This window comes from Haloarcula amylovorans (assembly GCF_004681185.1).
Taxonomy (GTDB): Archaea; Halobacteriota; Halobacteria; order Halobacteriales; family Haloarculaceae; genus Haloarcula; species Haloarcula amylovorans.
In genome coordinates this window covers 1,139,030-1,158,871 of sequence record NZ_SRIF01000002.1, presented here as the reverse complement: position 1 = coordinate 1,158,871, position 19,842 = coordinate 1,139,030, and the positions used below count along the sequence as shown (strand labels likewise).

21 protein-coding genes and 1 tRNA gene are annotated in these 19,842 nt (G+C 64.8%); 7 read left to right on the top strand and 15 right to left on the bottom strand.

All coding sequences use genetic code 11. The features are described from left to right. Positions 1 to 75: 75 nt before the first annotated feature. Complete coding sequence (locus tag E4S61_RS13180) at positions 76 to 1,539, top strand: replication factor C large subunit (protein ID WP_135304392.1); 1,464 nt, start codon at positions 76 to 78, stop codon at positions 1,537 to 1,539. 27 nt (positions 1,540 to 1,566) lie between these two features. Here E4S61_RS13180 and E4S61_RS13175 read toward each other — a convergent pair whose 3' ends face one another. From E4S61_RS13175 to E4S61_RS13155, 5 genes are all read right to left on the bottom strand, one after another. Further along, positions 1,567 to 2,550, bottom strand: coding sequence for an amino acid ABC transporter permease (locus E4S61_RS13175; protein ID WP_135304391.1), 984 nt, complete (start codon positions 2,548 to 2,550; stop codon positions 1,567 to 1,569). After that, entirely contained in the window at positions 2,547 to 3,290 is a 744-nt protein-coding gene (locus E4S61_RS13170; RefSeq protein ID WP_135304390.1) for an amino acid ABC transporter ATP-binding protein, read from the bottom strand. The genes E4S61_RS13175 and E4S61_RS13170 overlap by 4 nt, the downstream gene beginning before the upstream one ends. Further along, complete coding sequence (locus tag E4S61_RS13165; RefSeq protein WP_135304389.1) at positions 3,287 to 3,961, bottom strand: amino acid ABC transporter permease; 675 nt, start codon at positions 3,959 to 3,961, stop codon at positions 3,287 to 3,289. Before E4S61_RS13165 ends, E4S61_RS13170 begins: the two co-directional genes overlap by 4 nt. Before the next feature lie 4 nt (positions 3,962 to 3,965). Beyond that, on the bottom strand, positions 3,966 to 4,793 hold the full coding sequence (locus E4S61_RS13160; protein ID WP_135304388.1) for a basic amino acid ABC transporter substrate-binding protein: 828 nt from the start codon (positions 4,791 to 4,793) through the stop codon (positions 3,966 to 3,968). 87 nt (positions 4,794 to 4,880) lie between these two features. Further along, on the bottom strand, positions 4,881 to 5,390 hold the full coding sequence (locus E4S61_RS13155; protein ID WP_135304387.1) for a COX15/CtaA family protein: 510 nt from the start codon (positions 5,388 to 5,390) through the stop codon (positions 4,881 to 4,883). A 110-nt stretch (positions 5,391 to 5,500) separates the two neighbouring features. Between E4S61_RS13155 and E4S61_RS13150 the strand changes: the two genes are divergently transcribed. Together E4S61_RS13150 and E4S61_RS13145 are read left to right on the top strand one after the other, a co-directional pair. Next, positions 5,501 to 7,267: a methyl-accepting chemotaxis protein gene (locus tag E4S61_RS13150; RefSeq protein WP_135304386.1), complete on the top strand. Its 1,767-nt coding sequence runs from the start codon at positions 5,501 to 5,503 to the stop codon at positions 7,265 to 7,267. Between the two features lie 99 nt (positions 7,268 to 7,366). After that, positions 7,367 to 9,619 carry an NADP-dependent malic enzyme gene (locus tag E4S61_RS13145; protein ID WP_135304385.1) on the top strand — a complete coding sequence of 751 codons (2,253 nt, stop codon included), beginning with the start codon at positions 7,367 to 7,369 and terminating at the stop codon, positions 9,617 to 9,619. Between the two features lie 33 nt (positions 9,620 to 9,652). Here E4S61_RS13145 and E4S61_RS13140 read toward each other — a convergent pair whose 3' ends face one another. Next, the gene (locus E4S61_RS13140; RefSeq protein ID WP_245180722.1) at positions 9,653 to 9,826 is read right to left on the bottom strand and encodes a hypothetical protein; all 174 of its coding nucleotides are present in this window, start codon (positions 9,824 to 9,826) and stop codon (positions 9,653 to 9,655) included. Between the two features lie 282 nt (positions 9,827 to 10,108). On the opposite strand from E4S61_RS13140, the gene E4S61_RS13135 reads away from it, so the two are divergent. Then, positions 10,109 to 11,005, top strand: a complete 897-nt coding sequence (locus E4S61_RS13135; RefSeq protein ID WP_135304383.1) for an NAD-dependent epimerase/dehydratase family protein — start codon at positions 10,109 to 10,111, stop codon at positions 11,003 to 11,005. Between the two features lie 27 nt (positions 11,006 to 11,032). Here the strand turns inward: E4S61_RS13135 and E4S61_RS13130 are convergent, their stop codons facing one another. The 4 genes from E4S61_RS13130 to E4S61_RS13115 form a co-directional block, all read right to left on the bottom strand. After that, complete coding sequence (locus E4S61_RS13130; protein ID WP_135304382.1) at positions 11,033 to 11,698, bottom strand: ribonuclease H family protein; 666 nt, start codon at positions 11,696 to 11,698, stop codon at positions 11,033 to 11,035. Between the two features lie 60 nt (positions 11,699 to 11,758). Next, positions 11,759 to 12,001 carry a hypothetical protein gene (locus E4S61_RS13125; RefSeq protein WP_135304381.1) on the bottom strand — a complete coding sequence of 81 codons (243 nt, stop codon included), beginning with the start codon at positions 11,999 to 12,001 and terminating at the stop codon, positions 11,759 to 11,761. Positions 12,002 to 12,205: 204 nt separating this feature from the next. Further along, positions 12,206 to 12,619 carry a hypothetical protein gene (locus E4S61_RS13120; protein WP_135304380.1) on the bottom strand — a complete coding sequence of 138 codons (414 nt, stop codon included), beginning with the start codon at positions 12,617 to 12,619 and terminating at the stop codon, positions 12,206 to 12,208. A gap of 45 nt (positions 12,620 to 12,664) precedes the next feature. Beyond that, positions 12,665 to 13,102: a pyridoxamine 5'-phosphate oxidase family protein gene (locus E4S61_RS13115; protein WP_135304379.1), complete on the bottom strand. Its 438-nt coding sequence runs from the start codon at positions 13,100 to 13,102 to the stop codon at positions 12,665 to 12,667. 175 nt (positions 13,103 to 13,277) lie between these two features. On the opposite strand from E4S61_RS13115, the gene E4S61_RS13110 reads away from it, so the two are divergent. After that, positions 13,278 to 13,847 (top strand): HalX domain-containing protein, encoded by a 570-nt coding sequence (locus tag E4S61_RS13110; RefSeq protein ID WP_135304378.1) that lies wholly within the window; start codon positions 13,278 to 13,280, stop codon positions 13,845 to 13,847. Positions 13,848 to 13,864: 17 nt separating this feature from the next. Here the strand turns inward: E4S61_RS13110 and E4S61_RS13105 are convergent, their stop codons facing one another. Together E4S61_RS13105 and E4S61_RS13100 are read right to left on the bottom strand one after the other, a co-directional pair. Beyond that, a complete protein-coding gene (locus E4S61_RS13105) occupies positions 13,865 to 15,091 on the bottom strand; it encodes an FAD-dependent oxidoreductase (RefSeq protein ID WP_135304377.1) in 1,227 nt (408 codons plus the stop codon). A 37-nt stretch (positions 15,092 to 15,128) separates the two neighbouring features. Further along, entirely contained in the window at positions 15,129 to 16,175 is a 1,047-nt protein-coding gene (locus E4S61_RS13100) for a zinc-dependent alcohol dehydrogenase family protein (protein WP_135304376.1), read from the bottom strand. A 72-nt stretch (positions 16,176 to 16,247) separates the two neighbouring features. Between E4S61_RS13100 and E4S61_RS13095 the strand changes: the two genes are divergently transcribed. After that, positions 16,248 to 16,631: a nuclear transport factor 2 family protein gene (locus E4S61_RS13095; protein ID WP_135304375.1), complete on the top strand. Its 384-nt coding sequence runs from the start codon at positions 16,248 to 16,250 to the stop codon at positions 16,629 to 16,631. A 34-nt stretch (positions 16,632 to 16,665) separates the two neighbouring features. Here the strand turns inward: E4S61_RS13095 and E4S61_RS13090 are convergent, their stop codons facing one another. The 3 genes from E4S61_RS13090 to E4S61_RS25450 form a co-directional block, all read right to left on the bottom strand. Further along, the gene (locus E4S61_RS13090) at positions 16,666 to 17,601 is read right to left on the bottom strand and encodes a hypothetical protein (protein ID WP_135304374.1); all 936 of its coding nucleotides are present in this window, start codon (positions 17,599 to 17,601) and stop codon (positions 16,666 to 16,668) included. 2 nt (positions 17,602 to 17,603) lie between these two features. Further along, entirely contained in the window at positions 17,604 to 18,281 is a 678-nt protein-coding gene (locus E4S61_RS13085; protein ID WP_135304373.1) for a hypothetical protein, read from the bottom strand. Between the two features lie 154 nt (positions 18,282 to 18,435). Further along, positions 18,436 to 18,579, bottom strand: a tRNA-Met gene (locus tag E4S61_RS25450). A gap of 130 nt (positions 18,580 to 18,709) precedes the next feature. Between E4S61_RS25450 and E4S61_RS13080 the strand changes: the two genes are divergently transcribed. Continuing rightward, positions 18,710 to 19,720, top strand: coding sequence for a DUF7115 domain-containing protein (locus E4S61_RS13080; RefSeq protein WP_135304372.1), 1,011 nt, complete (start codon positions 18,710 to 18,712; stop codon positions 19,718 to 19,720). The last annotated feature ends 122 nt before the right edge of the window (positions 19,721 to 19,842 follow it).

Genomic DNA, 19,842 nt, shown 5'->3' with positions numbered 1-19,842 from the left:
CGCTCTGTCTCTCGGAGACGAACAGAGCGTGACGCTCCGCAACCACTAAACGCGCCACGCGCCTGTCTCTCGGTAATGGATTGGACCGAGAAGTACCGCCCGAGTACGCTCTCGGAGGTGCGAGGGAACAACAAGGCCCGCGACGCCCTGAAGGAGTGGGCCGACACGTGGGAGAGCCACCGCGAGGCCGTCATCCTCCACGGCACGCCGGGAGTGGGCAAGACATCGGCGGCCCACGCGCTGGCCAACGACATGGGCTGGCCGACCATCGAACTCAACGCCAGCGACTCCCGGACGAAGGATGTCATCGACAAGGTGGCCGGCGAAGCCGCCAAGTCAGGTACGCTGACCGCCGGGGGGAAAGGCCGCCGTCTCGTCATTATGGACGAGGCGGACAACATCCACGGTAACGCCGACCGCGGAGGCGCACGCGCCGTCTCCTCGCTCGTGAAAGAGGCCGGCCAGCCGATGATTCTCATCGCCAACGAGTTCTACGAAATGTCGAACTCGCTTCGCAACAACTGCCAGGACGTGGAGTTCTCGGCGGTCCAGAAACGCTCTATCGTCCCCGTCTTGCGGGACATCTGCCGGAAAGAAGGCGTCGAGTACACCGACGCCGTCATCGAGGACATCGCCGAGCAGAACAGCGGCGACCTGCGGGGAGCCATCAAGGACCTGCAGGCGACCGCCGAGGGCCGCGACCGCATCGAGGCCGACGACTACGTCTCCGGCGAGCGCGACACTTCCGAGGGCATCTTCGAGTACCTCGATATCGTGCTCAAAGAGGGCTCCGCCGAGGAAGCGCTGAAAGCCAGTTACGACGTCGACGAGACGCCCGACGACCTCATCAACTGGATCGAGGACAACATGCCCAAGGACTACGAGGGCGCGGAACTGGCCAAAGCCTACGGCTTCCTCTCGAATGCCGACCGGTGGCTGGGCCGGGTCCGGGCGACGCAAAACTACTCGTTCTGGCGGTACGCGGGCGACAACATGACTGCCGGCGTCGCCGCCGCCCGCGACGGCAAGAAGGGCGGTTGGACCCGCTACGGCCCGCCGAGCTACTGGTCGAAGCTTGGCCGCTCGAAGGGGACGCGCAAGACGCGGGACCACATCGCCCAGCAGATCGCCGTCATCGACGGCGTCTCGATGCGGACCGCTCGCCGGGAGATCATGCCGTTCCTCGCGACGATGACCCATCACTGTACGAATCGGGACCTGACGGTGGCGATGGCCGCCACCTACGAGCTGGAGGCCGACCACGTCTCCTTTATCACCGGGTCGGGCAAGGACACGAACAAGGTCCAGTCCATCGTCGAGGACGCCGAGCGACGCCGCGAAGACGCCGCCGTGGAACACTCCGGCGGCGCGTTCGAGGGCGCGACAGTCGACGGCGGCGACGCGGCTGGCAGTGACGAGCGTAGCGAGACGGCCGGCTCCGCCGACGCGGCCGACGAGAGCGAAACCGAAGACGAAATATCCGACGGCGAGGCGGCCGAAGACGACGACCAGCAGTCCGGGCTCTCCGACTTCATGTAGGTCAACGGGCAAAAGTGTGCGCGGTCCTCAGGCCCGCCGCTTCCCGCCCAGCCCGGGAATCGCCGTCCGTTCTTCGACCAGATTCATCAGGAGCGACGCCGAGACGACCAGCGCGAGGTAAAAGAGTGCGGCGAGCACGAACAGTTCCGTATAGCGGAAGGTGTCGTTAGCGATGGACTCGGCCTGGAAGAACAGTTCGCGGACCGTGATGAACGCGGCCAGCGAGGAGTACTTGATGAGGTAGACGAGTTCGTTCGACCACCCCGGGATGGCGTAGCGCAGGCCCTGCGGCAGGACGACGTAGCGGATGCCGTCCACCTTCGAGAGGCCGATAGAGCGCGCGGCGGTCAACTGGCCGGCGTCGACGGATTCGAGCGCCGAGCGGATGTACTCGGCCTGGTACGCGGCGCTGTTGAGCGTAAAGCCGACGATGGCGACCCAGACGGCGGTCCCCGGCACCATCCCCACGCCGACGCCGGGGAGCGTGCGAATTATCTGGGTCAGCGGCAGGCCGAAGTAGAGCACGAACAGTTGTGCGAGCAGCGGCGTACCGCGGATGAGTTCGGTGTACGAGAGGGAGAGCCACCGCAGGCCCCGGCCGCCGTAGACGCGCGCGACCGACAGCGGCACGGCCAGCACGAATCCGAAGGCGATGCCAGCGACAGTCAGGACGATGGTGAGCCACGCCCCGCGGGCCAGCGACGGGAGCGAGGGAATCGCGCCAGCCATAAAGGAGAGGACGCCCGCGAGCACGTCGAGCGGCGCACCGAACAGGCCAAGCGAGGCCGCGACCGCCCCGACCGACTCTGCTGCCGAAGCGAACGGCGTGACCGGAATAAACGACTGGTCGCTCGGGAACGCCAGCGAGTTCGGCAACAGGAAGTCGTTGGTCCACCGAATCAGCAGCCAGCCCCAGAATATCGCGAGTCCGGCGAGCGCCCACGGCCGGTCGATGTCGACGGTAGCCGTCGTGCGCACCTCGTCGGCGACGGACGGTTCGCCGGTGCTCATTCCGGAGCCCTCGACTGGAGACCCGCGAGGAACTCCTCGGTTCGGTCGTGTTCCGGGCGCTGGAACAACTGCTCGGGCGGTCCCGACTCGACGACGCGTCCGTCGTCTAAGAAGTGGACGTCGTCGGCCGCCGAGCGGACGAACCCCATCTCGTGGCTGACGACGAGCATCGTCGTCCCGCGCTCGGCGAGATCTCGCATCACTGCGACCACCTCGCCGACGAGTTCGGGGTCGAGCGCGCTGGTCGGCTCGTCGAACAGCATCAGCTTCGGCTCCATCGCCAACGCTCGGGCGATGCCGACGCGCTGTTGCTGGCCGCCCGAGAGTTCGGCGGGATAGGAGTCAGTCTGGTTCTCGAGGCCGACCTGCCGGAGGTGGTTGGCGGCTCGCTCGTTCGCCTCGCCGGCGTCCATTCCGAGGACGCGTTTCAGGCCGAGCGTGACGTTCTCCAGGGCGGTGAGGTGGGAAAAGAGGTTGAAGTCCTGAAACACCATCCCGACCTCCTGTCGGAGCGCGTTGACGTCGGTGCCGGGCGCGGTGACGTGCGTCTCGTTGAGCCAGATGTCGCCGTCGTCCACCTCGGTCAATCGGTTGATGCAGCGCAGCATCGTGGATTTCCCGCTCCCACTGGGGCCGACGAGGACGTCAACGTCGCCGCGGTCCATCTCGAAGCTGACGCCGTTCAGTACCTCCTCGTCACCGTAGGACTTGTCTACGTCCTCGACTCGTAGCAGTGTCATGTGTTCTCACCCGACGGAATCGCGTAGTACTCGCTCAGCCAGTCCAGCCCGCGGTTGGTCGTAAAGGTCAGCACGAAGTAGATGGCGCTGATGACCACGAAAACCTCCAAGACGGCCGTCGAGCGGCCGCTCTGGGTAAAGAGGTCGTAGCCGCGCGTCAGGAGTTCCGCGAGGCCGATGGCGAAGGCGATGCTCGTGTCCTTCAAGACGATGGTGAACTCGTTCTGGAACCCGGGCATGCTCCGGCGCAGCGCCTGCGGGACGACGACGTGACGGATACCGCCAAGTCGGCCCATCCCGATAGCGCGGGCCGCCTCCATCTGTCCGTCGTCGACGCTCTGGAGCGCGCCGCGGAAGATCTGCGACTGGTAGGCCGCACTGCGAAGCCCGAGTCCGACCGCGGCGGTGACGAACGCCGACTTAGAGATAGAGACGACGAAGAAGAGCACGAGCATGATGACGACGATGGGTGTCCCGCGGAGGACGACGCCAGCCAAGCTCACCAGTCGCTTGCCGATGCCGTCGCCGTACACCTCGATCGCGCCGGCGGGAAAGCCGACCAGCAGGCCGAGCAACAGGCTGGCAATAGTCAGGCCGACAGTGATGGCCGTCCCCGAGAGCAGGTAGTCGAGGTTGTTCAGGACGAAGGTCCAGTCGCCTGTCTGGAGCATCGCTCTACTCGCCGAACCACTTCTGGGTCAGTTCTTCGTACGTTCCGCCCTCCCGGACCGCCGAGAGCCCCGAGTTGAGCGCACTCGTCAGTTCGTCGTCGTCCGTGCGGACGCCGAAGCCGAACTTCTCGCCGGTCTCGTAGACGAACGCTATCTCGACTGGGCGGTTGTTGGCGAACGTCTCGGCGACGGGAACGTCGATGACGACGGCGTCGACGTTCCCGTTCTGGAGGTCCTGAATCGCCAGCACGTAGTTGTCGTAGGCGTTGTACTGGTTTTGAGTAATCTCGTCGCCGACGAGTTCGTCTTGGACGACGCCCTCTCCGGTGGTACCCTTCTGCGCGCCGATGGGACGGTCGGCCAGGTCCGAGAGGCTTCCCGGCGAGAAGTCGCCGTCCGCGCGGACGACGATGGCCTGGTCCGAGGAGTAGTAGGGGTCGGTGAAGTCGATGGTCTGGTCGCGCTTCTCGTTGATGGTCATCCCGGCCGCGATGGCGTCGATGTTGTTGTTGGTGAGCGCCGGGATGAGCGAGTCGAACTCGAACTCCGACCAGCCGTCGAACTGGTACTCCGTCTCGGAGACGACGGCCTCGAAGAGGTCGATGTCGAAGCCGACCAGTTCGCCGCCCTCCTTCATCTCGAACGGCGGGAATCCCGGTGCGGTACCGGCCGTGATGCTCGGTGCCTCTTCGGTGCCGGTAGATCCGTTTCCGCCGCCACCGTCGCCGCTCCCGTTACCGCCATCGCCCATGCAACCAGCGACCGAGAGCGTGACTGCCGCGCCGCCGACAGACGTGAGGTACTGCCGACGTGAGAGACTTCGCTCTGACATACACGGCAAGACAACGTAAGCGCGGATTAGTGTTACGAACGGGTTACTACGGGTGTTGTACGTTCTGATGCGGCGATTGTCGCTCGTTCAGTCGGAACTCGGAGCTGGTTCCGTCTCGGCGGTCGACTCGCTCGCTCGTGTCTCAGAGCGGGTCTCGGCGTCCGTCGCGGTGCCGTCGTAGGCCCACGCCGTCGCGGCGACCAATGCGACCAAAATCGTCAGCGCAGCGGCGTGATGCAGCACCTGTGCGGCCGCTCCGAAGTTGACGATGGTGTTTGCCCCCAGCAGTATCTGAACCGGGAGGACGACAGTGGCGACGCCCATTGCGTACTTGATACGGGTCGAGTACCCGCCGCGCCAGGCGGCGTACGTCGACCCGAGGATGGCGAAGCCGGTGACCATGGCGACCAGCCGGTGGAACCACTCGACGAAACTCGCCCAGTTGGCCGGGAACAGCCCCAGCCAGCCGTCACACAGCGGCCAGCGCCCGTTACATGTCAGGCCAGCGCCGATAGCGCCGGTGTAGACGCCCAAGAGGATGAGTGCGAAGGTCAGCCCCGTTGTCACCGCGAGTAGCCGACGGAAACGGTCGGTCATAGCGGAGTGTTGGTGTGCTCGTACTTATCCCCTTCTTTGGACGGCCGACAGCCTGAATCCCAATTATTAAACGTAATATTTTGGAGAGTACACTTTTTACAGTCCGTAAGATGGTCCCGAACAAGCACATCATGTTTTTCGAAGGATTGACCACACTGTTCGGGGACGACGAATCGAGCGAGCGGTTAGCAACTGACGGCGGTCAGACGGCGTCAGCGGCTGCCACGGATTTACCGGACGACGACCGCGACCCGAACGCCGAGGCGCTCGTCAGCGGCGCGTTCAATCGGCTCCGGGACGAACTCGACGAGGAGACACACCAGACCATAGCGACAGTCGAACGTGAACTGCAGGCCGAATTGGGGGCGGCGAGCACTGCCGGTCGAACGAACGGGACCACACAGCGCGAGGCCGCAGTCTCCCCGAAGCCAGCCGACGACCTACCGATAGATTTCCACGACGTCGTCCATCACATCGGGACGCCGCTGTTCATTCTCGACACGAACGGCGACATCGTGACGTGGAACCGCTCGCTGACCGAACTCACTGGGGTCGAAGAGACTGACGCCAAATCTATGGAGATGGCCAGCATGGCGTTCTACCCGGACGGCCGTCGCGGGCAGACGCTCGCCGACAAGGTGCTCGACGCACCCGAGCGGACCCACGTCGAGTACGACGTGCCGAAAGTCGAGGACGCGGAGTTCACGCTGTACCGAGACACGAGCGTCATGGCGGACCAACACGGCGAGGACCGACATATCTCCTTCAGCGCAGCGCCGTTGTACGAAGACGGCGAACTCGTCGCCGTCGTGGAGATGGTCCAAGACCGAACTGACGACGCCCATCGGCACGAGGCAATCTCCGACCTCGTCGGGGAACTCGAAGCGACGATGACTGCGATGCAACAGGGCGACCTCGGCGCTCGGGCGTCGTTCGACGACGAGGAAGGGAGACAGTACGTCGACGACGCGCTGTTGGACGTACTCGACGCACTCAACGACATGGCCGAGCAGTTCGACCGCCTGACCCGGCAGGTCGACACACAGACGGCGGACCTTGCGAGCGCCATCGACCAGACGGCGTCGGCCGCCCGAACTGTCGAGCAACAGGTCGCTGAACAGGCCGAAGCGCTGGATACGGCCGCCGACAACGTACAGAACGTCAGCGCCGGAATGCAACAGGTCGCCGCCACGTCGAGCGAGGTGGCCAGCGCGGCGGAGCGCGCGCTCACCGCCGCCGAGGACGGGGCCGACGCCAGCGAGGCGGTCCACGAGGTGACCGACGGACTCACCGAGACGAGTGAGTCCCTCGTCGACAGCGTCACCGACCTCGAATCACGGATGGACGAGGTCAGCGACGTGGCGGAGGTCATCGCCGACGTCGCGGAGCAGACGAACATGCTCGCGCTGAACGCCAACATCGAGGCTGCCCGGGCAGGCGAGAGCGGGAGCGGGTTCGCCGTCGTCGCTGACGAGGTGAAGACGCTGGCGAACGAAACGAGCGACCACGCCGCCGAGATATCCGACAGCATCGACACCATCCAGGCCCAGGCGACGGAGACGGCCGAGATGGTCGACGACTCTCACGAACAGGTCGAACGGGCAGAGAGCGAGATTCAGGCGGCGCTCGACGCGCTCGACGAGATAACGACTGCTGTGGAAGCGGCCACGTCCGGTATCCAAGAGGTCGCAGACGCGAACGGGGGACAGGCGAACGCCATCGAGGACATCACGACGATGATCGAGGACGCGAAAGTCCACGCAGAGGAGGCCGAGGCGGCGACTGAAGAGATCGTGTCCGCGACAGACCAGCAGTCCGGTGCGGTGGCGGACCTCGTGAGCAACGTCGCCGACCTCACTGACAACACGCGCCGCTGAGTCTGTCAGTGTCTACGTAAGATTTCGACATTCGTTGATGTCGGGTACGTCGCTTGACGGTAAAGCCGTCTTTTTTAAGTTGGCGTTCGACCACCGACTATGGGTCTGGACGAGGACGCACTCGACTACCACAGCAGTGATCCGCCCGGGAAAATAGAGATAGCGACGACGAAGCCGACCAACACGCAGCGGGACCTCTCGCTCGCGTACTCGCCGGGCGTCGCGGCCCCGTGTGAGGAGATCGCCGAAAACCCCGACGATGCATTTACCTACACTGCGAAGGGGAACCTCGTCGCTGTCGTCTCCGACGGCTCTGCGGTGTTGGGACTCGGCGACATCGGACCGGAAGCCGGGAAGCCGGTGATGGAGGGGAAAGGCGTGCTGTTCAAGCGCTTCGCCGACATCGACGTCTTCGACATCGAACTAGATACCGACAGCGCCGACGCGATGGTGAACACGGTCCGCGCGATGGAGCCGACCTTCGGCGGGATCAACTTAGAGGACATCGCCGCCCCGGAGTGTTTCGAGGTCGAACGACGCCTGCGTGAGGACCTGGACATCCCGGTCTTCCACGACGACCAGCACGGCACCGCCATCATCTCGGGGGCAGCACTACTGAACGCCGCCGAGATCGCCGATAAGGACCTCGCGGACTTGGACATCGTTTTCTCCGGTGCGGGCGCGAGCGCGATCGCCAGCGCCCGCTTCTACGTCTCCCTCGGCGCGCGAAAGGAGAACATCACGATGTGTGACTCCTCGGGTATCATCACGGAAGAGCGCGCCGAACACGAGGACCTCAACGAGTTCAAACAGGAGTTCGCCCGCGACATCCCCGGCGGCGACCTCGCGGACGCGATGGCCGGCGCGGACGTCTTCGTCGGCCTCTCGGTCGGCGGCATCGTCAGCGAGACGATGGTCCAGTCGATGGCCGAAGACCCCGCGGTCTTCGCCATGGCGAACCCCGATCCCGAAATCGACTACGAGACGGCCAAAAACGCACGCGACGACACCGTCATCATGGCCACCGGGCGGTCCGATTACCCCAATCAGGTCAACAACGTGCTGGGGTTCCCCTTCATCTTCCGAGGCGCACTCGACGTGCGTGCGACCGAAATCAACGAGGCGATGAAAGTCGCCGCCGCCGAGGCGCTGGCCGAACTCGCACAGCAGGACGTGCCCGACGCCGTCGTCAAGGCCTACGGCGACCAACCGCTCCAGTTCGGCCCGGAGTACATAATCCCGAAGCCGCTCGACCCCCGCGTCCTCTTCGAGGTGACGCCCGCCGTCGCCGAGGCCGCGATGGACAGCGGGGCTGCCCGGAAGGAACTGGACCTGGAGGCCTACGTCGAGAAACTGGAAGCCCGGCTCGGAAAGTCCCGCGAGATGATGCGCGTCGTCCTCAACAAGGCCAAGAACGACCCCAAGCGCGTCGTCTTAGCGGAGGGCGACGACGAGAAGATGATCCGCGCGGCCTACCAGCTCGTCGAACAGGGCATCGCCGAGCCCGTCCTGTTGGGTGACGCAGACGAAATCGAGGCGACCCGTCGCCGGTTCGGGCTGGAGTTCGACCCCATCGTGGTCGACCCCGACACCGCCGACGTAGAGGAGTACGCCGACCGCCTCTACGAACTCCGTCAGCGCAAGGGAGTTACCCGTAGCGAGGCCGAGGAACTGATTCGGGACGGCAACTACCTCGGCAGCGTGATGGTCGAGATGGGCGACGCCGACACGATGCTGACCGGCCTCACCCACGACTACCCGTCGGCGCTGCGCCCGCCGCTACAGGTCATCGGGACGGCCGAGGACGCCGACTACGCCGCCGGCGTCTATATGCTCACCTTCCGGAATCAGGTCATCTTCTGTGCAGACACGACGGTCAATCAGGCTCCCGAAGCGGACGTGCTGGCCGAAGTCACTCGTCACACCGCCGAACTAGCCCGCAGTTTCAACGTCGAACCGCGGGCGGCGATGCTGTCGTACTCCAACTTCGGCAGCGTCGATACTGAGGGAACGCGCAAACCACGGCAGGCCGTCGAGAAACTGCAGAACGACAGCAGCGTCGATTTCCCGGTCGACGGGGAGATGCAGGCCGACACTGCCGTCGTCAAGGACATCCTCACGAACACCTACGAGTTCTCCGAACTGGACGACCCCGCGAACGTGTTGGTGTTCCCGAACCTCGAAGCCGGCAACATCGGCTACAAGCTCCTCCAACGACTCGGCGGCGCGGAGGCCATCGGCCCGATGCTCGTCGGGATGGACAAACCCGTCCACGTCCTCCAGCGCGGTGACGAGGTCAAAGATATCGTCAACCTGGCAGGCGTCGCTGTGGTGGACGCACAGCAAGAGTAGGGACCGGGACGCCGTCGCCATTTTTCACCGCTGTCACTGCGACTTCGTCGGCGGGTGCAAGAAGAGCGCGTCGGTGACGGCCGCGACGGCGACGATTGAGCCGGCAGCGAAAGCGGTCGGAAGCGCCACGCCGACGACGCTGGCTGCGGCGAGCGCCAGTAGGAACGCGGCGGGGATGAGCGCGAGCACGAGATCGTACCGGGTCACTGCTATCGTTGGTCGGTCTCGACGCTGTCCCGCAGAGTCGCGAGTCCTGCTGCTACGGATACTCATCTGTGAGATCCCTCTGGGTATGGCTATATTACCGACCCCACTTAAAGATTGAGCCCTGTAACGTCGTCGAAACATCGTAGTCGTGGTGTTCGTGGTTCCCTATAACGTATGCATAGTTACGACACGGCCGACGCTCGGCCAAAACCGCCGGTAGCGGCGAAGCGACAGTATCCGGCGGGTCGTGTGAACTTTGGTCGTAGCCCGAGAAGAGGAGACGTGACCGAAACAGTCGCCGTCACCGGAGGGAACGGCCGGGTCGGGCAGGCCGTCCTCGAACGGCTATCTGCGGAGGGGTACCGAACGGTGAACCTCTCGCGCGGGAAGCGAGACGAGCACCACTCGGACGCGTATCTTACTACGGACTTGCTAGACGCGGGCGAAGTGTATGGCTCGGTAGCGAAGAGCGACGCCGACGCCGTCGTCCACCTCGGGATGCTTCCGACGCCGGAGGCGACGCCCGGCTATCGAACGTTCGAGAGCAACGCGATGTCGAGTTACCACGTGCTGGAGGCCGCGGGCGAACTCGGCGTCGAGACGGTGACGCTCGCGTCGAGTTTCAGCGCCATCGGCGGCGGGTTCGAACCGGACCCCATCACTGTCGATTACCTGCCGGTCGACGAATCCCATCGTCTCACGCCCTCGACACCCTACGGGATGGGCAAGCAAACGCTCGAAACCGTCGCCGACGGGTTCGCCCGTCGAAACGAGGGCGCGCCGCAGACCATCACCTCGCTGCGGTTCCCGTGGGTAGTCGACGACGCTATTGCCCGTGAGACGTTCGTCGAAGCCGACCGGACGCTTTCGGGGATGCGCGAGTCAGGGTCGTTTCACACCGAGCGCAATATGCTGTTTAGCTACGCCCACATGTCGGACGTGGTCGACCTCGTCCGCCGAACCGTCGAGGCGTCTTTTGACGGCCATGAGCGGGTCTGGGTGTCGGCACCCGATACGAGTGTGGCGACGCCGAGCGACGAGCTACTCGCGGAACTGTTCGGGGACGTGACGGTTCGAGACGACTTTCCCGAGAGCGACCACGCAGCGCTGGTCGATACGTCGAAAGCAACGGCACTCTTCGACTGGGAACCGACGTGGCGCTGGCGACAGCTCCGCTGACCGGATTTCGGCGTGACCGCACCCGGATCAGTCCGAGGCACCGCCGCGGTTCGACCGGGACGGTGGCGGCACGCGCTCGTCGGTGGAGGTCGTCGTCTGGGGAACGACACACCGGTCGGGTTCGCCGTTGACGTGGGCGTACTGGTCGGGGGCGTTTGCCAGCGGATGGGCCGGGTTCCGGTCGCTGGAGATGCGAGCAGCCCTGATTTCGCCGAAGCCGTTGATACGTGCCTGGATACCACGCCAGTGAAGCCCTGTCGACGGCGGGACGGAGACGCCGTGGGGCGGGTCGTAGGCCGACCCGTGTGTGGCCAACACTTCGGCGTTGACGTTCTCGGCGAGCTGGTCGTGGTCGATGAGGAGACCGATACGGGCGTTCGTCGGCGCTCGCGCGGCGAGGACGTCTAGTCCGAGGTGAAGCGCTCGATACTCGGCGACGTTGTTGTCCGGCGAACTGTCGGGGACAGATAGCCTGACAACACGTTCGCCGTCGAACGTCTCGACGACCACGCCGAGGCCGCCCTCCTCCATGGGGGAGCCATCGTCGCCGACGGCACCGCCGCTGTGCGGGCGGAAGGAGCCGTCTGTGGCGATGTAGAAGTCTCGATGGTGACTGCGCGGCGGATGGGCGATATGCGGCGTCGGTGACTCGTCGAACAGGTCTCGTAAGGTCGGCCGGCCGTAAGCGGCCATACCCGTTTTTGGACGAGTGGGAATATAAATATGTGGCCTGATACTGCGATAATCGGCCGGCTAATCGCGTGCGTGGGAGTGGCCGATGAGTAACGCGACGGCGTTACAGGCGACCAGCGCGGCGAAAGCCGTCCGCACGGAACCCGACTGGAGGCCCGAAGCTAACAGCGGGAGATAGAGGAAGGGGAGGGCGATGGCTATCCAGAAGGCGATACCTCGGATGGGGGCCAGGAGGGACTGGCCGATGTTCGGGACCGTCTCGTCGAAACGGGCGAACAGTTCGTTTGCTGACGAACCTGACATGGCGGGTGACCTACCGACAACTATACACCCTGTCTATCATATAACCGCGAGAGCCTTCGACCGATTTTGTCTCGTTTTACGTCTCGAAGCAACTGCCTAGACGTTTTATGGATTTGTTAGACGTGTCGAGACGTTTTATCGACCTCTCTCAGGCAGTAACTCATCGTGACGGTAATATTTCCAATTTTCGAATTACGCCGGGATTCACGGCCCGAGCAACGAGATCCTCACCTCGTGACCGTCCGTCGGAATCGTAACCGTCTCCACAACGTGGTCGGGCAGCGTCTCGCGCCACTCCGCGACGCACCGTTCGTGGTACTCGCGGTGTCGGGCCACGCTGTAGGTCTCGTCGTCTCGGTTGCGGAGTTCGTCGGCGGTTCGGTCGGGCGTCGGATACGGCGGGGCGTCCTCACGCAGGAGTGACGTGGGCGAGATGTGGAGGGTCTCGTCGGCGGCGTCGCCCTGAACGACGTGGAGGCGTGCACGCATCCGACCGCTGTACGGCGGCGTCACGCGCAGTACCGCGTTCGGACCGTCGCGTGCGCTCGCCTCCGCCGCCGCGAGGAGGTCCTCGGCGCTGACCGCGAGCGAGCGAATGGCCGACGGATCGGTACTCATCGGTCGCCCGTAGGTCCCCCTCGTACAAATCGCCGACGGCCCGCGCTACATCCGGTCGCTGTAATCCCACGAGTGCAGGCGCTCGGGCGTGACGGTGAGTCTCACTTCCTGCCGGTTCGGCGAGAGCAGCCGTTCGGCCAGCGGTGAGTCGGTCCCGCCGAGATACCGCTCGACGAGCGCTCGCAATACCCGCTTCTCGTCGTCGGGCGTTATCGTAACGCTCCCATTCCCGCGGACGCCGCGATACGGGGGGTCGTTCGTCGACACCTCGAAACTGACCTCGGGATCGGCGTCGAGATATCGGACGATGTCGGCGGCGGCGGCCGTCGCACACTCGAAGACGCCGTCTCGATAGCGATACCACAGCGAGAGCATCCAGAGGTCGCCCGACGGTCGCCGACAGCCCAGGCGAATCGGTACCGTCTCCTCGGTGAGGAAGTCGGCTGCTTCGTCGAGCGACCACGCGCCCGTTACTGAGACCATCACGGTGTGCTACGGCCGCCACGGCTAACTATACTGCGGTGAGCCAACACAACACACAGGTGACCAGTCGAGAATCATGTCTGATAATCCGTCAGGTGGATTTATGGTAGCCATTCGGTAAGACGTAACAGATGCAGGCGGCGCGGCTACCGAAACGGAGGTATCAAACGTGCATATGACCGCGGATTCAGAGACGGCAACGGTACTCGTCGTGGACGACGAACGCGACGTGGCCGAACTGTATACGACGTGGCTCGGGATGCGCCACAACGTCCGGAGTGCGAACAGCGGCGAGCGCGCGCTCGAAGCTGTAGACGAGTCGGTCGACGTGGTATTTCTGGACAGACAGATGCCCGGGATGTCCGGCGACGACGTGCTCGACGGCATCCGCGAACGCGACCTCGATTGCCGTGTCGTCATGGTCACTGCCGTCGACCCGGGATTCGACATCGTCGAGATGCCGTTTGACGACTATCTGACCAAACCGGTGACGCGTGCGGACCTCCACGAGACGGTCGAGGAGATGCTCGCTCGCGACACATACGACGACCAGATGCAGCAGTACTTCGCTATGGCGTCGAAGAAGGCCACGCTCGAAGCCGAGAAGAATGCCGCGGAACTCGATGACCACGACGAGTACCACGAGGTCACCCGGCGCGTCAACTCACTCAAGCAGGCCGCCGACCAGACGATCGGCGAGATACAGGACTTCGAAGCCGCGTTTAGCGACTTCTCCGGAAGTTGAGGTAGCGGGTGGTCGTTTTACTCTTGTTTTCGTACCACGTCTTCGTCGGTCGGCCCCTGTCCGTCGTATCTGGCGACGAACTCGTCCAGTCGCGCCGAGTCGTCGGCGCCCGGTAGTTCCCGGGTCGCCGTCTCGCAGGCGGCGTCGACGCCGAGACGCTCACAGACGAGGTCGGTCGCCGCTTCGGCCATCTGCCGGTAGGTCGTTAGCTTGCCGCCGACGATACTGAGGAAGTTCTCGACGCCGTCGTCGGCGTGGTCCAGTCGGAAGAACCCACGCGAGATACCGCGTCGATCGCCCTCGCCCTCGTCCGGTGCGTACAGCGGTCGGACGCCCCACCACGTGCGGGCCACCGATGCGTCGGCCACCGGGGGCACCATCGCCGCGCACTCCTCGATGGAGCTTTGGACCTCCCAGTCGGCTTTCTCGTAGTCGTCGGGGTCCGAAACGGGGACGCTCGTCGTCCCTAACACCGCCTCGGACTCGTGGGGGACGACAATGTCGCCGTCGGCAGGGTCCCGACAGCGGTTCAACACCGGGCCAACCCCGTCGTACTCGACGGAGACCATCACGCCGCGAGTGGGGGCCATCTCGACGGTCACGCCCGCCATCGATGCTACCTCCCCCGCCCACGCGCCGGCCGCGTTGACGACGTAATCGGTCTCGATGGTGTCGTCGACCGTCCCGCCGAGTCGCGCCTCAGTCACCAACCCCTCGACCGTGCTCAGTGCTTCCAGGGGTGCGTGCGGATGAACGGTCCCGCCGTGTGCCTCGACGTCGGCCGCGTTCGCCGCGACGAGTCGGGAGGGATAGACGACGCCGTCGGGCACCGACATCGCGCGCTCTACGTCCGCCGAGAGGTCCGGGACGCGTTCCCTCGCCTCCTCGGCGTCCAGCAGTTCCGTCTCGATGCCGATGGTCCCGCAGGCAGTGCGCTTCTCCTCGAAGTACTCCGGGTCGTCGCCGGCGAGTTGGACGAACAACCCACCGGTGTCTCGGATGCATTCCCCGGCGATGGATCGGAGGATTCGGTTCTCTTCAAGACACTCCTCGGCACCGACTCGGTCGCTCTCGGCATAGCGCGCCCCGCTGTGTAACAGTCCGTGCGAGCGGCCCGAGGTCCCGCTGGCGAGTCCGCCGCGCTCGGCGAGTGTCACGTCGACGCCGCGGATTGCGAGGTCGCGCGCGATGCCGGTGCCGGTCGCACCACCGCCGACGACTAAAACGGAAGGTGAACGCGTCATCACCGTACGTTGGACTGCAGAGGGATGTGTCTGGCGCTCAGTGCTCCACCTTCACGAGCACTTTGATAGCCTCGCGTTCGTCCATCGCTCGGTACCCCTCCGGAACGCCGTCTAAGTCGACCGTCTTCGTGAAGATTGGCGAGGGGTCGAGCGTCCCCTGTAACACGTCGGCCAGTAACTCCTCTGCGTAGGCTCGTACCGGCGCGACGCCGCCCCGAAGCGTGACGTTATCCTGGAACAGCGAGAACACGTCGAGACCGGCGTCGTCTACGCCGTGGGGAACACCGACGTAGCCGACGGTTCCGCCGGGCCGACAGAGGTCGATGGCGCTGTCCATCGCCGACGCTGCACCGACACACTCCATGACGTGCGTCGGGCCGCCGTAGGTCAGCTCTCTCGCCCGTTCGACCGCCTCATCGCCGCGGGCAGCGACCGTCTCCGTCGCACCGAACGACTCGGCGAGTTCGAGGCGGTCCTCGTGGTGTCCCATCGCGACGATCCGTTCGGCCCCGAGTCGGCGGGCCGCGAGGACGCCGCACAGACCGACCGCCCCGTCGCCGACGACGACGCAGGTGTCGCCCTTGCCGACACCCGCGCTCACGGCCGCGTGGTGGCCCGTGCCCATCACGTCAGTCAACGGGAGTACCGCTTCGAGCGTCGCCTCGTCGTCGGCGTGTCTATCGGGGACCCGAACGAGCGTTCCGTCGGCTTCCGTTGCCCGAACGAACTCGCCCTGTGCGCCGCCGTTGTCGCCGCCCCACGAGTCGCCGTTCGCGCAGGACGTGTGCAGTCCCTTCCGGCAGAACTCACAACGTCCACAGCTGATCTTGAACGGCGCGAATACCCGGTCCCCGGGGTCAACCGAGCGGACATCCTCGCCCACCGCTTCGACGATGCCCATCGGTTCGTGCCCGACCGGCGATCCTTCCTCTCGGTCGCTCTCGCCGCGGTAGAACCAGAGATCCGACCCACAGACCGCCGTATGCGTCACGCGGACGATAGCGTCCGTCGGCGACTCGATTTCGGGTTTCGAAACTTCCTCGACGGTAATCTCGCCGGGGCCGCGGTAGATGGCTGCGCGCATACGTCTCCTTCGCCCCGTCGGTGGAAAACCGTTCGCCCCTACTGGTAAGCCGCTTCGGGCGAATGCACACCTATGGACGCCACCACGACCGTCCGCGACTACTACGATTCGCTCCGACACGGCGCACCGCTGGACACGTTCTTCGCCGCCGACCGCCCCGAAGACGACTCCATCGTGAAGGTCGGCATCTCGGAACGCCTCGTGGGGTCCGACGCCGTTCAGGCCGGACTCCGCGACCAAACGCTCTCGACGAGCGACTGGGTCGTCGAGAGTCACGCGCTCCGCGTCACTGAACGCGACGACGTGGCGTGGTTCAGCGACGACGTAGCCCTCGCGTGGACAGACGAGGACGGAGAGCGACACGAGTTCGACACCCGCTGGAGCGGCACGCTCGAACGACGCGACGGCGACTGGCGATTCGTCGGGATGCACGTAAGCGCGTCCCAAGAACTGTGAGCGGGTACTCGGCCAGCGTTCCACCGACGCGTGCTTACGGCGGATACGCGACGAAGTTGACCATGTCGACGGCGACGTCCATGGCAATCCCGTCGGGCGTCGCCGCGTACGACGACCACGCGAGCCACTTCGAATCGGTGGTCTCGCCGCTCGGTAGCTCAGCGTCGCCGCTGAACGTCTGTGACGCCGCCCACGTCGCGCCGTCGGCACCGGTCTCCACACTCTCGACGGAGATCGCCGCCTCGCGCGTGTCCCCCCTCGGGTCGTAGTCCACGAAGATGTCGTACCGACTGGTGACAGTGACACCTTCCTGGAGGAGAACCTGCATAGCCGACGAGCCGTCGCCGATTCGCGCGTAGACGTTGTTGTCCACGATCCTGACGCCGAGCTGTTTGTCTGCCGATGCGCCCTGCATCGACCCCGTTCCGACCTCAACGACCTCCCCGTGGTCGCTTCCCGGGACAGTGAGAGACACACGGAGGCGGCGGCGTCGGTCCCACGTCGGCTCGTTCCAGGACTGAGAGACTGGATCTTCGGTACGGACGGCGGCGTCGGCCGTCGCCTCCGTCGTGAGACTACCACCGTCGGGACCGACGGTGAAGTCGCCACCGTCGCCGTAGACGCCGACGCCGGCCGCCGATTGGGCGTCCCACTGGTAGTTCAGCGTCTCCACCTCGACGGCGTCGAACGCGTCGGTTATCCTCGCTATTCCGGCCGAGTAGTCCCCGGCGCTGAACGACTGAACAGCTCTGCTCGCGGCGTTCCACGAGGAGCCGTCGCCGTCGTAGACCACCCCCGAGTCCGTCGCGACGTACGTCGCCGTCGGATGGGGCGTGTAGTTGCTGCGGTTCGCCTCAGTGTCCTTGATCACGAGACGCTCCTCAATGTGTTGCATGTCGGGCGAATGCGTCCAGTCGGTGTCGCCCGCCTCGTATTTGTTCAGTCCGTGGTTGGCTGTTTCCTGCACCATGATTATTGCTCCGTTGGGCTGCCGTAGGGGAGCTGCCCGTAGCCGACATCACCGTAGTCGTCGCCCGGCGTCGCTGTCTCAGTGGTAGTCTGCGTTCCCGTCGCTGTCTCGGTCACAGTCTGTGTCGCCGTAGGCGTCTGTGTTGGTGTCGATACCACCGGGTCTTCGTCGTCGTCGCTATTGGGAACGTTGTACAGTTGCGGTGCCTCCGTGGTCGAGACCGGCGGTTCGGTGGGTGTCTCGGTCGCCGTTGAAGTCGGCGTCGGCGTCTCGGTCTCGGGCGCCGTGACCGTCCCGATTTCCGTCAACGTCGCCAAGCCGGAATCGGGCGTGAATACGTCACGGTCCGTCGATTCTGAGTCTGGAGCGTGCAAGCCGCCCGAATCACCCGAACCATCGGAGTTAGCACCATCGCCATCGTCGACGACATCGCCCGTATCGTCAGCGGGATTTCCCGTCCCTGCGTCGTTCGACGCCGTCGACCGACCACTACGACTCGATCCGGTGCCGATACTCGTGCCAGTGTCGTTGCCCGCTGGTGCGCTTCCATAACCTACCGTCGTGCGAGTCGCCGAGCGCTCGTCGTCTGAGTCGAAGAAGTTGCACCCGGAGACGGTCGCTGTCGCCGCAACGGTGAGTTTGAGGACCGTGCGCCTGGACAGTTGCTCTCCGTGGGGCATCTATCCGGTTGTTTCGAGGTACCAGCATGATAGTTACGGTTACGCACACGCTATATCTCGATAGAGGGACGTCCGGCTGCAGGACGTCTTGCGAAGAGAGAGACGAAAGAACGTCTGTATGCGCCGCTCACCGGCGTTCGTGTCGGTTGGAAAATGCCCGGGGAGGGCTCCGAACCCTCGATCTCCGCATAACCCAGGTTCGGGGTGTGACGAGCACCCCACGGGTCATGTCGGCAGGTGCCGCATGAGTCGTGAAACCCTATGAGTGCGGCGCTATGTCCAGCTAAGCCACCCGGGCTCGGGTGCACCCGATGCTTGGCCGGTACTCGCCTTGAAGGTTCTCATCTTCCCGCAGGCTGTGGGCCACTCGCACGGTAGGGGTTATCTGACCCCCCGGATTTAAGCCATCACGCGGAAATGCACGGAGCATGAAGGTACCACCCCTCGTCCAGCAGGAACTCGGGGACGAGGAGATCCGGGCCAGCGTCAATCTCGGTGACGAGGACGTCGTCTGTTTTACGTCCACCCGGACGCTCGTCTATCGCGGGGAGGGACTGCTCAGCGACGAGAAAGTCGTCGTCTATCCCCACGACTTCGAGCGACTGACCATCTCCGAGGGCCGGCGAAAGACCAAGCTAACCCTCTACTACGCCGACGAGAAGCGCGACCTCGGCGTCCCTGTCGACCGCGGCGAAACGGTCCTCGAACGCCTCCTCGAAGGCAAACTCCACGTCGCCGGCGTCACCACCGACGGCGAGGGCGTCAACGGCGTCTTCCGCTTTAGTGAACTCACGCTCGTCGTCACCGACGCCCAGTTGCTGAAACACATCGGCGGCGTCACGTGGGACGCCGACTTCGAATCGTACTCCTTCGACGACGTCACTGGGCTGGATTTCGAGGAGGGCAGCGTCGCCACGGCCATCGTCTTCGCCGTCGACGGCCGGCCCGAACGCATCAAGGCCCCCGCAGAGCAGGCCCCCGCCGTACAGCAGGCGCTCCAGCAGGCGCTCTTTGCCTATCACGATGTCTCGTCGCTGGACGAACTCAACGCGAAGGTCGGATCGGAACCGGACGAGGAGCGCGACGCCGAGGACGGCCTCAACCTCGACTCCGGCATCGACCCGCTCGTCGGCGGCGACGACGAGGACGCACCCGCCGATGCCGATCAGCCGCCCGACCAGGCCGCAGGAACCCCTGCAAACGGCGGGCAACGAGAAGCGGCGGCGGCCAGTACGGACGCCGCCCGACAGTCGCCGTCTCAGTCGCAGTCGTCCACCCAGCGGACGCCGCGGGCCACGACGGACACCAGCGACGACCTCGCGTCCCTCGAATCACAGGTTGCCGAACTGACTGCCGCCGTCGAGCGCCAGAACGAACGCATCGAACGGCAGGAGCAAGTCATCAAGAAACTCATCGAAGAACTCAGACAGGGCCGTTGAAGCGGGCGTTTTCGCCGCTTCTCGCTCTGCTCTGACTCTCGTCACTACGCCACGACTCACCGAGGCCGCGAACGCGGCCTCGCTACCGTTCGCCGTTCCGTTCCGAGGGCCGCTCACTCCGT